The 14,127-nt window shown below is 63.4% G+C and carries 14 protein-coding genes and 2 pseudogenes; 13 read left to right on the forward strand and 3 right to left on the reverse strand.

The window, feature by feature from the left end:
- A pseudogene (locus tag AC27KI_RS11630) lies at window positions 1-368 on the reverse strand (cation transporter); the annotation flags it as partial.
- A 140-nt stretch (window positions 369-508) separates the two neighbouring features.
- Here AC27KI_RS11630 and AC27KI_RS11635 point away from each other — a divergent pair.
- The 11 genes from AC27KI_RS11635 (at window position 509) to AC27KI_RS11685 (ending at window position 12,356) form a co-directional block, all read left to right on the forward strand.
- Window positions 509-706 (forward strand): heavy-metal-associated domain-containing protein, encoded by a 198-nt coding sequence (locus AC27KI_RS11635; protein ID WP_272566301.1) that lies wholly within the window; start codon window positions 509-511, stop codon window positions 704-706.
- Complete coding sequence (gene cueR, locus AC27KI_RS11640) at window positions 703-1,134, forward strand: Cu(I)-responsive transcriptional regulator (RefSeq protein WP_487113917.1); 432 nt, start codon at window positions 703-705, stop codon at window positions 1,132-1,134. Before AC27KI_RS11635 ends, cueR begins: the two co-directional genes overlap by 4 nt.
- Before the next feature lie 138 nt (window positions 1,135-1,272).
- The gene (locus AC27KI_RS11645; RefSeq protein ID WP_487113919.1) at window positions 1,273-2,835 is read left to right on the forward strand and encodes a type I restriction-modification system subunit M; all 1,563 of its coding nucleotides are present in this window, start codon (window positions 1,273-1,275) and stop codon (window positions 2,833-2,835) included.
- Between the two features lie 41 nt (window positions 2,836-2,876).
- Window positions 2,877-4,145, forward strand: a complete 1,269-nt coding sequence (locus AC27KI_RS11650) for a restriction endonuclease subunit S (RefSeq protein ID WP_487113928.1) — start codon at window positions 2,877-2,879, stop codon at window positions 4,143-4,145.
- Window positions 4,054-5,004, forward strand: a complete 951-nt coding sequence (locus tag AC27KI_RS11655) for a DNA-binding protein (RefSeq protein WP_487113930.1) — start codon at window positions 4,054-4,056, stop codon at window positions 5,002-5,004. The genes AC27KI_RS11650 and AC27KI_RS11655 overlap by 92 nt, the downstream gene beginning before the upstream one ends.
- 1 nt (window position 5,005) lies before the next feature.
- Window positions 5,006-5,470 carry a type II toxin-antitoxin system death-on-curing family toxin gene (locus AC27KI_RS11660; protein WP_487113921.1) on the forward strand — a complete coding sequence of 155 codons (465 nt, stop codon included), beginning with the start codon at window positions 5,006-5,008 and terminating at the stop codon, window positions 5,468-5,470.
- Between the two features lie 152 nt (window positions 5,471-5,622).
- The gene (locus AC27KI_RS11665) at window positions 5,623-9,093 is read left to right on the forward strand and encodes a DEAD/DEAH box helicase family protein (protein ID WP_487113923.1); all 3,471 of its coding nucleotides are present in this window, start codon (window positions 5,623-5,625) and stop codon (window positions 9,091-9,093) included.
- A gap of 138 nt (window positions 9,094-9,231) precedes the next feature.
- Window positions 9,232-10,035 (forward strand): enoyl-CoA hydratase/isomerase family protein, encoded by an 804-nt coding sequence (locus AC27KI_RS11670; protein ID WP_487113925.1) that lies wholly within the window; start codon window positions 9,232-9,234, stop codon window positions 10,033-10,035.
- Between the two features lie 171 nt (window positions 10,036-10,206).
- Window positions 10,207-11,394 carry an acetyl-CoA C-acyltransferase family protein gene (locus tag AC27KI_RS11675; protein WP_284430499.1) on the forward strand — a complete coding sequence of 396 codons (1,188 nt, stop codon included), beginning with the start codon at window positions 10,207-10,209 and terminating at the stop codon, window positions 11,392-11,394.
- 72 nt (window positions 11,395-11,466) lie between these two features.
- Entirely contained in the window at window positions 11,467-11,859 is a 393-nt protein-coding gene (locus tag AC27KI_RS11680) for a BPSL0067 family protein (protein WP_284430500.1), read from the forward strand.
- A gap of 20 nt (window positions 11,860-11,879) precedes the next feature.
- Window positions 11,880-12,356, forward strand: coding sequence for an STY0301 family protein (locus AC27KI_RS11685; RefSeq protein ID WP_317356845.1), 477 nt, complete (start codon window positions 11,880-11,882; stop codon window positions 12,354-12,356).
- 125 nt (window positions 12,357-12,481) lie between these two features.
- Here AC27KI_RS11685 and AC27KI_RS11690 read toward each other — a convergent pair whose 3' ends face one another.
- Window positions 12,482-12,730 (reverse strand): DUF3297 family protein, encoded by a 249-nt coding sequence (locus AC27KI_RS11690; protein WP_284397321.1) that lies wholly within the window; start codon window positions 12,728-12,730, stop codon window positions 12,482-12,484.
- Window positions 12,731-12,828: 98 nt separating this feature from the next.
- Between AC27KI_RS11690 and AC27KI_RS11695 the strand changes: the two genes are divergently transcribed.
- Both AC27KI_RS11695 and AC27KI_RS11700 read left to right on the forward strand, forming a co-directional pair.
- The gene (locus AC27KI_RS11695; protein ID WP_487090169.1) at window positions 12,829-13,257 is read left to right on the forward strand and encodes an STM2901 family protein; all 429 of its coding nucleotides are present in this window, start codon (window positions 12,829-12,831) and stop codon (window positions 13,255-13,257) included.
- Window positions 13,251-13,625 (forward strand): DUF1493 family protein, encoded by a 375-nt coding sequence (locus AC27KI_RS11700; protein WP_487090164.1) that lies wholly within the window; start codon window positions 13,251-13,253, stop codon window positions 13,623-13,625. Before AC27KI_RS11695 ends, AC27KI_RS11700 begins: the two co-directional genes overlap by 7 nt.
- Window positions 13,626-13,707: 82 nt before the next feature.
- Here AC27KI_RS11700 and AC27KI_RS11705 read toward each other — a convergent pair.
- Window positions 13,708-14,127, reverse strand: a pseudogene (locus AC27KI_RS11705) (nucleoside recognition domain-containing protein); the annotation flags it as partial.

Here is a 14,127-nt window from a genome sequence, read left to right on the forward strand (position 1 = left end):
GCCAGCCCCCAGGGCCACCGGCCCGAAGCCCGCCCAGGGCGACTGGCCGCGCGCTCGGCGTCCTGCGCCTGCGGGGCGCGGGGCTCGTAGCCCGCGTTGCGCACCGCCCGGCGCAGCTGCGCCTCCATCGCCGCGCCCGCACCGGCCACACCGGCCACACCGGCCACATCGGCAGCACTGGCCGCATAGACCACATGGGCCCGCTCGGTCGCCAGGTTGACCGTGGCATCCTGCACGCCCGGCACCTTGCGCAGTGCGCGCTCCACGCGGCCCGAGCAGCTCGCGCAGGTCATGCCGCCGATGCCCAGGTCGAGCGTGCCCGGGGCGGAATCGGAGGGGGATGGCGGGGCGGTGGGTGTCGGGTTCATGGTGGGCACCTTAAACCTTGACGCGATGGCAAGGTCAAGCGCCCCGCGGAAAGCACGGGGCCGCTTGACTCTGCCACCATGTCAGGGTTCATGATGCTGGCACCCATTGTTCTTCCACCCTTTCCCGAACGGAGCACCCCATGCAACACCATCTCCAAGTCACCGGCATGACCTGCGGCCACTGCGAACGCGCCGTCGTCCACGCCGTCCGCCAGGTCGATCCCGACGCCACCGTGCAGGTGGATCTGGCCCAGGGCAAGGTGGTGGTCGAGAGCGACCGGGCGCGCGACGCGCTGGCCGCCGCGATCACCGAAGAGGGCTACACGGTCGCCGCATGAGCGCCACGGCCGCACCGCAGGGCGGCCCGGTGCCCATCGGCACCGCGGCCGAGCGGGCCGGGGTCTCGCCGCGCATGGTGCGCCACTACGAGGCCCTGGGCCTGCTGGCCGGCGTGGCGCGCACCGGCAGCGGCTACCGCCAGTACACCGAGGCCGACGTGCACACCCTGCGCTTCATCCGCCGCAGCCGCGACCTGGGGTTCTCGATGCAGGAGATCGCCACCCTGCTCGGCCTGTGGCAGGACAAGCGCCGCGCCAGCGCCCACGTCAAGCAGATCGCCCAAGCCCACATCGACGATCTGGCCCAGCGCATCGCCGCCATGCAGGCCATGCAGCGCACGCTGCAGTCGCTGGTGGGCTGCTGCCAGGGGGACGAGCGGCCGGACTGCCCGATCCTGGACGATCTGGCGGGACCGACGGGAAGTTAGCTCATCTTTTGATAGCTGCCAGTACTACGTGGATATGCGCTGAAGCCAAAAAACAGGCAGAACGGTCCCGACCATCAGGCAACCTCCCATGGCAGACTCGCCGCTTTCTTTGCTTGAAGCGCCACGCGCACTGTCCCCATGCTTACCGGTGAATTGAGAAACAAGGTCGATCAGGTCTGGAATGCCTTCTGGTCCGGTGGCATCGCCAATCCCATCGAAGTCATCGAGCAGATCACCTACTTGCTTTTCCTGCGCGCCCTCGACAGCGATCAGATCCGCGAGGACAACAAAGCCCTGCGGCTCAAAACCCAGCCCGTGCGCCTCATCCCTGTGGGGCTCGATCCCAACGGCCGGTCGTTCGACGACATGCGCTGGTCCCGCTTCAAGAACATGGCGCCCGCCGACATGTTTGACGTGCTTAGCAACCAGGTCTTCCCCTTCCTGCGCGGCCTGCAAATGTCGGGCGGCCCCGCGGCAGAGACTGCCTTCGCCCGCCACATGCGCGATGCCCGCTTCACCATCCCCACACCCGGCCTGCTGGCCAAGGTGGTGGACCTGCTCGACACCATTCCGCTGGACGACCGCGACACCAAGGGCGACCTGTACGAGTACATGCTCGGCAAGATCGCATCCGCCGGGCAAAACGGCCAGTTCCGCACCCCGCGCCACATCATCGATTTGATGGTGGCACTCACCGCCCCCACGCCCCAGGACACCATCTGCGACCCGGCATCGGGCACGTGCGGATTCTTGGTGGCCGCAGGCGAATACCTGCGCCGCACCTACCCCGACATGCTGCGCGTGCCCACGCAAAACGCGCACTTCCACAACGGCATGTTCCACGGGTACGACTTTGACAACACCATGCTGCGCATCGGCAGCATGAACATGGTGCTGCACGGCGTGGAACACCCCGCCATTGAATACCGCGACTCGCTTTCGGAAGGTGCAGCGGGCGATGCAGGGGTCTACAGCCTCATCCTGGCCAACCCACCGTTTGCCGGCAGCCTGGACCAAGAGAGCACAGCCAAAGACCTCTATACGATGGTCAAAACCAAAAAGACCGAGCTGCTCTTTCTGGCCCTGTTCCTGCGCCTGCTCAAGACCGGCGGCCGCGCCGCCGTCATCGTGCCCGACGGCGTGCTCTTTGGCAGCAGCAAGGCCCACAAGGAACTGCGCCGCAAGCTGGTGGAAGAGCAAAAGTTGGACGCCGTTATCAGCCTGCCCGGCGGCGTGTTCAAGCCGTATGCGGGCGTCAGCACCGCCATCCTGCTCTTCACCAAGACCATGAGCGGCGGCACCGACACCGTGTGGTTCTACGACATGCAGGCCGACGGCTGGAGCCTGGACGACAAGCGCCAGCCGCTACTGGATGCAAGCCTTTTAGGCCTGCAGCGCTTTACTGGCGGGCGTAACCAGCTATCAGAATCAGAGCGCGCCAAGAACAACTTGCCCGACGTGCTGGAGCGCTGGGGGCAGAGGAACGGCACCGAACGCGACCGCCCCCGCACCGCCCAGAGTTTCTGCGTGCCCAAGGCGGATATCGAGGCCAATGGCTATGACCTGAGCATCAACCGCTACAAGGAAGTGGTGCATGCGCAGGTGCAGCACCGGGCGCCGGGGGAGATATTGGCGGAGCTGCGGGCGCTGGAAGACGAAATTGCGCGGGGGATGGGGGAACTGGAAGGGATGTTGAAGTGACATCCATAGATACCCATCGACTTGACGCGCTTTGTCGAGTGGTGACTGGAGGTACTCCTTCCCGCAGCGATTCCGGAAACTTCGATGGAAGCATCCCTTGGGTGAAGATAGGAGACATGCTCCAAGGCTATGTGACAAGAACCGAAGAAGGCATTTCGGAGAGCGGGCTCGCAAATAGCTCGGCAAAGTTGCTGCCGGCTGGCACCGTCTTGATCTCGATCTTTGCGACTATTGGCCGGACTGCAGTTCTGGGTGTGCCTGCGGCAACCAATCAAGCAATCGCTGGATTGATTCCGATAAGTCCGGACAGGCTTGATGCCTCATATTTGCGTTTCTACTTGGATAGCGTGGTCCGAGATTTAGAAAGGCGCGCTCGCGGTGTCGCGCAAGTCAATATCAATGCAGGAATTCTGCGAGCACTCCCTGTACCCCTACCTCCTTTTCAGGAACAACGCCGCATCGCCGCCATCCTCGACCAAGCCGAAACCCTCCGAACCCAACGCCGCACCGCCCTGGCCCTGCTCGACAGCCTCACCCAGTCCCTCTTTCTCGATATGTTTGGGGACCCGGTGGCGAATCCGAAGGGGTGGCCAGTCAAGCCTGTTTCGAGCTTGGGAAAAGTTGTCACTGGCAACACGCCTTCTCGGGATGTGTCCGCCTACTACGGAAATTCGGTGGAGTGGATCAAGTCGGACAACTTGAACACCCCGCACTATTACGTGACCAAGGCAACAGAGGGCTTGTCAGAAGCTGGAAAGGCTGTTGGCCGGGTGGTTCCACCGAACTCAATCTTGGTGACTTGTATTGCGGGAAGTCCAGATTGCATAGGCAATGCAGCCATGGCGGATCGAGAGGTCGCGTTCAACCAGCAGATCAATGCATTCATTCCTGTTGATCTGGATGCGCACTTTGCCTACGCGCAAATTGTTGTTGGAAAGAAGTTGATCCAAGGCGCATCAACAAGCGGGATGAAGGGCATGGTTAGCAAATCGCGGTTTGAAGCCATCGAGTTCATGGGCCCCCCTCCCCCTCCAACAAACCTTCGCCACCCGCATCGCCTCCATCGAAGCCCTCAAAGCCACCCACCGCCGCGCCCTGGCCGCGCTGGATGCGCTGTTTGCCTCGCTGCAGCAGCGGGCGTTTACCGGAGCCTTGTAAATGAACGACCTCACCACTGCACAACTGCAGCGCCAGAACATCCTGAACAACCGTTTTGCCTTGCAGGCGGCAGAGCAGCACCTGCAACTGGGCGGGGTGGTGTTTCAGGGGCAGAGGGTGTTCACCAAACAGCAGGTGATGGCCCTGTTTGAGGTGAGCGATGCCACCGTGGAGCGCTACGTCAGCAACCACGGGGAAGAACTCAAGGCCAATGGCTACCAGCTGCTTCGTGGGAAAATTCTTAATGAATTCAAAGACTTAGTGGATGGTACCCTCATGAATGAGGGTACCAAAACCAGCATTCTGGGCGTGTTCAGCTTCCGGGCCGTTCTCAACCTGGCCATGCTGCTGACGGAGAGCGAACGCGCCAAGGCCGTGCGCTCGCGCTTGCTCGACATCGTGATGGACGTGCTGGCCGAGCGCACGGGCGGGCATACCAAGTACATCAACCAGCGCGATGAGCATTACCTGACGGCCACGTTCCAGGAGCAGAGCTACCGCAAGCAATTCACCGATGCGCTAGACCACTTTGTGGTGGAGCACCAGTGGAAATATGTTCGCTTCACCAACCTGATTTACCAATGCATCTTCCGCGAGAACGCCACCGAATACCGCAAGGTGCTGAAGCTTGCGGCCAAGGAGAGCATTCGGGAGACGATGTATTCCGAGGTGCTGACCTTGATTGCCAGCTTTGAAGCGGGCATCGCCCATGAGCTGGAGCTGGAGTTCAAGTGTTTGGAGCGCAAGCTGAGCATGCAGGAGGTAGAGGCGCTGTTCGGACGCTTTGAAAGCCACCCTCTCTTCAAGCCGCTCATCCTGGACGCTCGCACCAAGATGGCCAGCCGCGACTGGGGTTTTCGTGACGCGCTGCACCACAAGCTAGACGCTTATATCCAGTCCGTTCCAGAAGCCGACTTTGATCGCTTTTTGGGCGAAACCAGCAAGTCACTGGAAGACCGCCTGAGCGACCCCGCCACCTTGGCCGTGTTCAAGCGCCTGAAGGACCGCTGAGATGGACGAGCACGAAGGCTTGCGTTACCTGTACTTCGATGTGGCCCACGCCATGCGTATGCAGGCGTGGATCATTGAAAACTCTGGTGGGCTGGGTGGCGTCAAGAACGTGGAGCACCTGGAAAGCGTGCTGGGCCATATCCAGAATGACTGGTACTACCCGGAGATGGCCGACAAGCTGACCCACCTGGTCTATTCCGTCAACAAGAACCACCCATTCAACGACGGGAACAAGCGCTCGTCCATCGGCTTGGGCGCGTACTTTCTGGAACTCAACGGCTACGACTATGTGGTCAAGCGGTTTGTGCTGGAAATGGAAAACATCGCCGTGTATGTGGCGAGCAATGTGGTGGACAAGGATCTGCTGCGGGAGATCATCGCTTCACTGCTGTACGAAGAGGACTATTCCGAAAGCCTCAAGCTGGCGTTGATCGATGCGATCTCACGACATCAGCCTGATTTCTAAAGCCATGCTTCACCCCAAAAGGTTTTAGGATTTGCAGCAATCGTAAGAATATCTTTGTAAAACAAAGACTTATAAAACCAGATCTAAAGATTTCGGCCGGTCTCTCAGCTTTAGAAAATCTTTAGAACCGTTCGAGCATCGGAGGGAGTCTCTTGAGCGCCACGTCCAACTTCGCCTTCCTGCAACCCGACTGGCCCGACCTGCTGGCCGAAGCCCGCCGCGCCGAGGCCGCCGCCCACACGGACCCGCGCACCGCCTGCTTCTATGCCCGCCGCACGCTGGAGCTGGCCGTGGCCTGGCTCTACCAGGCCGAAGGAGGCCGTGGTGGCTGCCTGCGCATGCCGTACAAGGCGGATTTGTCGGCATTTTTGTTTGAACCCAGCTTTCAGCAACTGGTGGGCAATGCGGTGCACGCCAAGATGGACGTGATTCGCCGCTTGGGCAACCAGGCTGTGCACCACGCCCGTCCGGTGCCACCACAAGACGCACTCAACGCGCTGCGCGAGCTGTTCCATGTGGCCTTCTGGCTGGCGCAACACTATGCGCGCCGAGTTGGCGACCGACCCGCGGCAGGGCTGCAGTTTCGCGGGGACCTGTTGCCCAAGCCCACCGCTATCGACACCACTGCGGAGCAAGCTGCCAGCCGTGCCGCCCAAGTGGCAGCGCAAGAGGCCCTGGCCAAGCAAGCCCAAGCCCTGACCGAACGCGATGCCGCCCTGCGCGAAGCCGCCGCCCGCAATGCCGCGCTGGACGCAGAGCTGGCCCGCTACCGCGCCGAGATTGCTGCTGCCAAGGCCGCCAACGCAGCGCAGCCCGCCACCGCGCACGACTACAACGAGGCCACCACGCGCGACCTGTTCATCGACCTGCTGCTCAAAGAAGCCGGCTGGGCGCTGGACCAGCCGCGTGACCGCGAGTTTGAAGTGCAAGGCATGCCCAACCACGAGGGCAAAGGTTTTGTGGACTATGTGCTGTGGAGCGGCGAGCGGCCCCTGGCACTGGTGGAAGCCAAGCGCACCCACCGCAGCGCCCAGGAGGGCCAGCAGCAGGCTCGCCTGTATGCCGACTGCCTGGAAAAGAGCACCGGCCACCGCCCCGTGATCTACGGCACCAATGGCTACGAGCACTGGATGTGGGACGACACCACCAGCCCGCCGCGCCCGGTGCAGGGCTTTCATACGCGGGACGAGTTGGAGCTGATGCACCAGCGCCGCACCACGCGCAAGCCGCTGGCCGACTTGCCGATTGCGGCGGGCATTGTGGAGCGTCATTACCAGCACCGCGCCATCCGCCGCATTGCCGAAACCTTTGAGCGCGACCAGCACCGCAAGGCCCTGGTGGTGATGGCCACGGGTGCGGGCAAAACGCGCACAGTGATTGCGCTGGTGGACTTGCTCATGCGCGCAGGCTGGGCCAAGCGCGTGCTGTTTCTGGCCGACCGGGTGGCGCTGGTGAACCAGGCGGTGAATGCCTTCAAAGCCCACTTGCCCGATGCTGCACCGGTGAACCTGGTGACCGACCGCGCCACTGAGGGGCGGGTGTATGTGTCCACCTACCCCACGATGATGGGGCTCATCAACGAGGGCGCCGGCGGTGGAAAGCGCCGCTTTGGCGTGGGGCACTTCAACCTGATCGTGGTGGACGAGGCGCACCGCTCCATCTACCAAAAGTACCGCGCCATCTTCAGCTACTTCGATGCACTGCTGGTGGGCCTGACCGCCACGCCCAAGGACGAGATCGACCGCAACACATACAGCCTGTTTGACCTGGAAAGCGGCGTCCCCACCGATGCCTACGGGCTGGACGACGCGATTGCCGAGGGCTACCTGGCGCCGCCCCGGGCGGTGTCAGTGCCGCTGAAGTTTCAACGCGAAGGCATTCGCTACAACGACCTGAGCGATGACGAAAAAGACCAGTGGGACGCGCTGGAGTGGGACGAAGAAGGTGGCGAAACCCCCGACGAGGTGAGCGCCGAGGCTGTGAACCAGTGGCTGTTCAACACCGACACGGTGGACAAGATGCTGGCCCTGCTGAGGGAGCGCGGCCACAAGGTGGCGGGTGGCGACCGGCTGGGAAAAACCATCATCTTTGCCAAGAACCAGAGGCATGCAGAGTTCATCCAGGACCGGTTCAACGCCAACTACCCTGAATACCGGGGCGAATTTGCGCGCACCATCACCTTCAAGACCGAATACGCGCAATCGCTCATCGATGCTTTTGCGCAAAAGGACCGCGCACCGCACATCGCCATCTCTGTGGACATGCTGGACACTGGCATCGATGTGCCCGAGGTGGTGAACCTGGTGTTCTTCAAGATCGTGCGCTCCAAGGCCAAGTTCTGGCAGATGGTGGGGCGCGGCACGCGGCTTTGCAAAGATCTGTACGGGCCAGAGCAGGACAAGAAGGACTTTTTCATCTTCGACTTTTGCCAGAACCTGGAATTTTTCAGCCAGGCGCTGGAGGGCAGCGAGGGTGCGCTGGCGCAGCCGCTGTCGCAGCGGCTGTTCAATGCAAGGTTGGAACTGGTCGGCTTGCTGGACCAGCGACAACAAGAGCAGCGCCACGGAGTGGCAGACGAGGCGCGGTATCCGCTCGTCATGACGGAAGCCGTCATCCGTCACGACACCGTGGAAATGCTGCACGCCATGGTGAGAGGCATGTCGCTCAATAACTTTGTGGTGCGGCCTCATCGCCAGTGGGTAGAAACCTGGTCTCAGACCGAGTCCTGGAAACGACCTACGGCAGAGCAGTTGGCTGACGTGGCCTTGCATCTTTCGGGGCTGCCCACCAGCGTGCGAGACGATGACGAAGACGCGAAGCGATTCGATGCGCTGATGCTAGGAACACAACTGGCGATGCTGCGGCAAGAAGCCTCATTGTCCCGCCTGCAAACGAAAGTTCAGCAGCTCGCTGCCAATTTGCTGGAATTGAGCAATGTGCCCAGCGTTCGAGAACACCTGCTGATCATCGAAGCGATTGCACGCGATGAATGGTGGCAGGACGTCACTTTGCCCATGCTGGAGAAAGCGCGGCGCAAACTTCGCAGCCTGATCAAACTGATCGAGAAAAGCGGCCGAAAACCGATTTACACCGACTTCACCGACGTGGTGGACGAGGCGACCGATGTGGAGCTGCCATTGGTCACCAGCGCGGTGAACTTTGATCGCTTTCGCAGCAAAGCCAAGGTGTTTTTGCGCGCTCACGAAAGCCGGATCGCCCTGCATAAGTTGCGCCGTAACCAACCGCTGACCCACGCCGACCTGCAAGAGTTGGAAGCATTGCTGCATGAAGCCGGCGCAACGCCGCACGACATCGCGCGGGCCTGTACGCTGCACACCAGTCTGCCGGCATTTGTCAGATCGTTGGTCGGACTGGATCGCGAAGCGGCAACACTGGCATTTGCCCATTGGGTCACTTCAGGCACCGCGACTGCATCCCAATTGCAATTCATCGAAGAGATCGTCCAGCACCTCACTGACCACGGCGCAATGCCTGCCGAGAGGCTCTACGCGTCTCCTTTCACGGACATCCACGCTCAGGGGCCAGAGGGCATCTTCGATTCGCAGAATGTCGAGCAACTCTTTTCGGCACTGCAAAAGCTCGAACATCCCAAAGTCGCTTAGAGGATGGTTTTGCACACCCGTTAAAAAGATAGCAGCATGCCCTAGCATTCTTTGCCCTCCAGGCAAAAAAGCCTCGCAAATGGCTGCAGCAAAAGCGGTAGCAGCTCATTTTTCAATAGCACAACACAGGAGACAACGATGCCGCAGCCACCCGCACCCGACGCCGCCAGCCCGCCCCTGGTCTTTCGCCGCGAAGGCACCATCGCCACGCTGCAGTTCCACCGCCCGGCCGCGCTCAACGCCATCGACGTGCCCATGGCCCAGGCCCTGTGCGCGGCCGCGCGCAGCATCGCGGCCGATCCGGGCGTGCGCGCCGTGGTGCTGTGCGGCGCGGGCAAGGGCTTCATGGCGGGGGGCGATCTGGCCACCTTGCGCGAAGACCCCGTCCAGGGCGCCGCGGACCTGCTGGGCCCGCTCAACGAGGCCGCCACCCTGCTCGCGAACATCGATGCGCCCGTCATCGCCAAGGTGCACGGCGTGGCCGCCGGGGCCGGCATGAGCCTGATGCTGCTGGCCGATTTCATCCTCGCCGCCGAGGGCACGCGCTTCAACCTGGCCTACATCAACCTGGGCACCAGTTGCGACGTGGGCGCCTCGTGGGCCCTTCCGCGCCAGGTGGGCCTGCGCCGCGCGCTGGAGATCGCCCTGCTCGGCGACACGCTCACCAGCGCCGATGCCGAGCGCCTGGGCCTGGTCAACCAGGTGGTGCCCGCCGACCAGCTCGATGCGGCGGTGGACGCACTCGCCGAGCGCCTGGCCACCGGTCCCACAGTGGCGCTGGGCCACATGCGCCGGCTGATGCGCGCCTCGTTCGACCGCGACCTGCCCGCGCAACTGGAGGCGGAAACCCGCGCCTTCGGCGACTGCGCGCGCACGGCCGACCTGGCCGCGGGCATCGCCGCCTTCTACGCCAAGGAAAAACCGCGCTTCGAAGGGCGGTAGGCAAACTGCGCGGCAGGGCACCACACGGCAGCGGCCGCTGACGCCCACGCGCCTGCCCTGCCGGCCGCCCGGCCCTACCATTCCGTCCGATCCGCAGCGCAGCGCAACGACCGGCCCCCGATTTTCAGCACCTGTCCGTCCATTCATTCATTCCTTGAGGAGACCCCTGCCATGAACCACCGCGACGTCTTCATCGTCGGCACCGCCCGCACCGCCATCGGCACCTTCGGCGGCACGCTCAAGGACGTGCCCAACAGCCAGCTGGCCACCACGGTCACGCGCGCCGCCATCGAACGCAGCGGCCTCGCACCCGACACGGTGGGCCACGTGGTCATGGGCAACGTCATCCCGACCGACACCAAGGACGCCTACCTGGCCCGCGTGGCCGCCATCGATGCGGGCTGCCCCATCGAGACGCCGGCCTTCAACGTCAACCGCCTGTGCGGCTCCGGACTGCAGGCCATCGTGTCGGCCGCGCAGGCCATCGTGCTGGGCGACTGCGACGTGGCCGTCGGCGGCGGCAGCGAATCCATGAGCCGCGGCCCCTACTTCGACACCGCCGCGCGCTACGGCCAGCGCATGGGCGACGCCAAGAGCATCGACTACATGCTGGGCATCCTGCACGACCCCTGGCAGAAGATGCACATGGGCATCACCGCCGAGAACGTGGCCGAGCGCTACCGCATCAGCCGCACCATGCAGGACGAACTGGCCGCCGCCAGCCAGCACCGCGCCGCCGCGGCCATTGCCGCCGGGCACTTCAAGGCGCAGATCGTTCCGGTCGAGATCGCCACGCGCAAGGGCACCGTGCTGTTCGACACCGACGAGCACGTGCGCGGCAACACCACGCTGGACGTGCTGGCCGGCATGAAGCCCGCGTTCAAGAAGGACGGCGGCAGTGTCACCGCCGGCAATGCCTCGGGCATCAACGACGGCGCGGCCGCCGTGGTGCTGGTGGCCGGCGACCGCGTGGCCGCGCTGAACGCCAAGCCGCTCGCCCGCCTGGTCGGCTACGCGCACGCGGGCGTGGACCCGGCCTACATGGGCATCGGCCCCGTGCCCGCCACGCGCCAGGTGCTGCAGCGCACGGGCCTGAAGATCGAGGACATGGACGTCATCGAGGCCAACGAGGCCTTCGCCGCCCAGGCCTGCGCCGTCATCCAGGAACTCGGCCTGGACCCCGCCAAGGTCAATCCCAACGGCTCGGGCATCTCCCTGGGCCACCCCGTGGGCGCCACCGGCGCGATCATCACGACCAAGGCCGTCGCGGAGCTGCACCGCACGGGCGGGCGCTATGCGCTGGTCACGATGTGCATCGGCGGCGGGCAGGGCATCGCGGCCATCTTCGAGCGGGTTTGAAACGGTTGGAAACAGCCAGGGCAAAAGGCACGCGGCCGACTAGGATCGCTGCTTTTGTCCGCCCACTCGACGATGCCTTACATCTACCAAAACGCCGAAGCCCTGGAGGGAACCAGCAAGGTCGGCAGCAAGCACTGCGTGGCCCTGCTGCAGCACTATGCGCAACTGCCCCACACCAGTTCCTGGAAACCGGGCGAGACCGTCTTCGGCAACGCCAACATCAAGAAAGGCACGGCCATCGCCACCTTCAACGACAAAGGACGCTACGGCAGCCTGCCCACGGGCAACCACGCCGCGTTCTTCATCTCGCAGGACCCTGGCGGCATCTGGATCATGGACCAGTGGCTGAGCGATACGCAAAAACCCAAGGTCTCCATGCGCTACATCCGGCCGAAAGTCCAGCGCAAGAACGGGGATTTCGCCGATCCCAGCAACAACGCCGCCGCGTATTCCGTCATCGAGTGATCGACCAAGAAAAGGCCCACATGCGCTCCACCCCCCTTTTGCGCCGCCCTGCAGCCCGAGCGGCGGCGCTGGTTGCCCTTACCGCAGCGCTCTTCTCTGGCGTGTCCGCTCCAGCGATTGCCGCCACGGCATCGCTGGACTGCCCGGCCACCGTGCGCCTCACCTCGCCCCGCGCGGAGGCCGCCGGCCTGCCGGCCGGCACCGAGATCGTGCTCGACCAGCGCCCCCTGCGCCTGACCGGCCACAACGTCTTCGACGGCCCGCCCGCCCAGGGCGCCGTCCTCATGCCCCAGTCGGACAAGCCCGGCAAGGGGGGCGCCACGGCCGTGTGGAATTTCGAAGGCGACTACCCGCAGGGCAAGTTCCTCGCGTGCGACTATGCCGGCGGCGCCGTGCGCGTGGTGCAGCGCGTGGACGACGCGGTGAAGCGCTGCACCGCCCGATCGAGCACCACGAAGAACCCGGCCACGCTGCAGACGCGCTTCCAGTGCGAGTGAGCCGCGCCTGAGGGCGCGCGGCGGATGTCCCGGCAGACGGTGCCCCGCCGCGATGGGCACCACCGCCCGTTTGATACATTTTCAATAGCACACCAGGCAAACAATCCGCCGGCATGGCGGGGTTTTCACTTGTAGAACGCTTCCACCGCGCCCTTGAGCGTGATCATCAGCGGCCGGCCCTTGCGGTCCACCGTCTTGCCCGCGGGCACCTTCACCCAGCCCCCGCTCACGCAGTACTCCTCCACGTCGAAGCGCTCCTTTCCATTGAAGCGGATCCCGATGTCGTGCTCGAACACGGCGGCGACATGGTGCGGGCTGCGCGGGTCGATGGAGAGGTGGTCGGGCAGGTCGGGGCGTTGCGGAGCGTCGGTCATCAATTTTCTCTTCTGAAAACAAAATCAACAATGGAGAGCGAAATAATCGGATGGGTTAATGCTTCAATCCTGCATGATCAATAACAAAGGGAGTCATCCTGTCAAATACCTATCAATACCATGACCTCGCCGACCTTTCTCCGGAAGAATTATTCCTGTGGATAGCCATCGACCAGACACTGGATCAACTGGGCGGGGTCGATATCGCCGCTGCAGCTGCCATCCTTTCAGGGCAGCCATTCCTGCCGACACGCGGTAAATTCGCAGGAGCGACCCGAGGAACATCGATCGCTTCGGTGGTATCGAGAAAAATGCTGCAGCAGCGAATGCCCTTTGCTTTGCCGACCCTCACGGGGGCCAGCTTGAGAACGCTCAGACTGACTTTCACCAGGAGCCTCGGTGCCTTCGTGGGGCGCCTGGTTCCTGGCGTCGGCTGGACCGTGCTGGCATACGATGTTTTCCAGATCATCAACCAGTCGATCACGAAGTACAACGCCCTCGCGAAGAAAGAAGACCGCCTATGGTAGCCGCCGCCCCTTCCGACTTATGGAAAGACCTGGTTCAGCTGGCATCGTCTGTGGATTCCGTCGGATTAAGGCAGCTGGGAAAGCAAATCGATTACACGCCCCATACCGATCTGGTCAAAGACCTGGGCCTGACCGGCGATGACGCCTTTCATTTCATGGAAAATTTTGCTTCCAGGTTCCATGTGGCCCCAGGCGATTACCGGCCATCCGACTATTTCGGCGCAGAAGGTCTCTGGCTGCTTTCCCCTTTCAAGAAAAGCAAGCGCACCCGACCCATTACCTTGGGCATGCTCCTCCTGGCAGCAAAGGCAGGCGTGTGGGATGCACAAAGGCTTCAACAGGCGCATGAGCAAAAACAGTACGGCTGACTCGCGATCGCAAGATCGCGCAGGTGATTGATCGGCCGGTGCCCGTGGTCGTCTGGGCCCTGCCCAGCCGGGGTCAACCCCCTCACCGCAGCATCGCGTACCCCACCCCGATCGCTGCCGCCAGCCCCACCGCATCCGCCACCAGCGCGCACGCCAGCGCATGCCGCGCGTGCCGGATGCCCACGCTGCCGAAGTACACCGCCAGCACGTAGAAGGTGGTTTCCGTCGATCCCTGCACGATGGCGGCCAGGCGGCCGGCGAAGGAATCGACGCCGTGCGTCTGCATGACGTCGATCATCAGGCCCCGCGCGCCGGCGCCGGAGAGCACCTTCATCAGCCCCACGGGCAGGGCCGGCAGGAACGCGGTGTCCCAGCCCATCGCCGCCACGCCCGCGCCGATGGCGCCCAGCAGTGCATCCACTGCAGCCGGCGATGCGCGGAAGATGCCCGATGGCCGCGAGGATGGCGATGAGGGTAGGGCACGATCTGCACCCAGCCTACG

Source organism: Acidovorax sp. KPB24-03 (genome assembly GCF_057546605.1).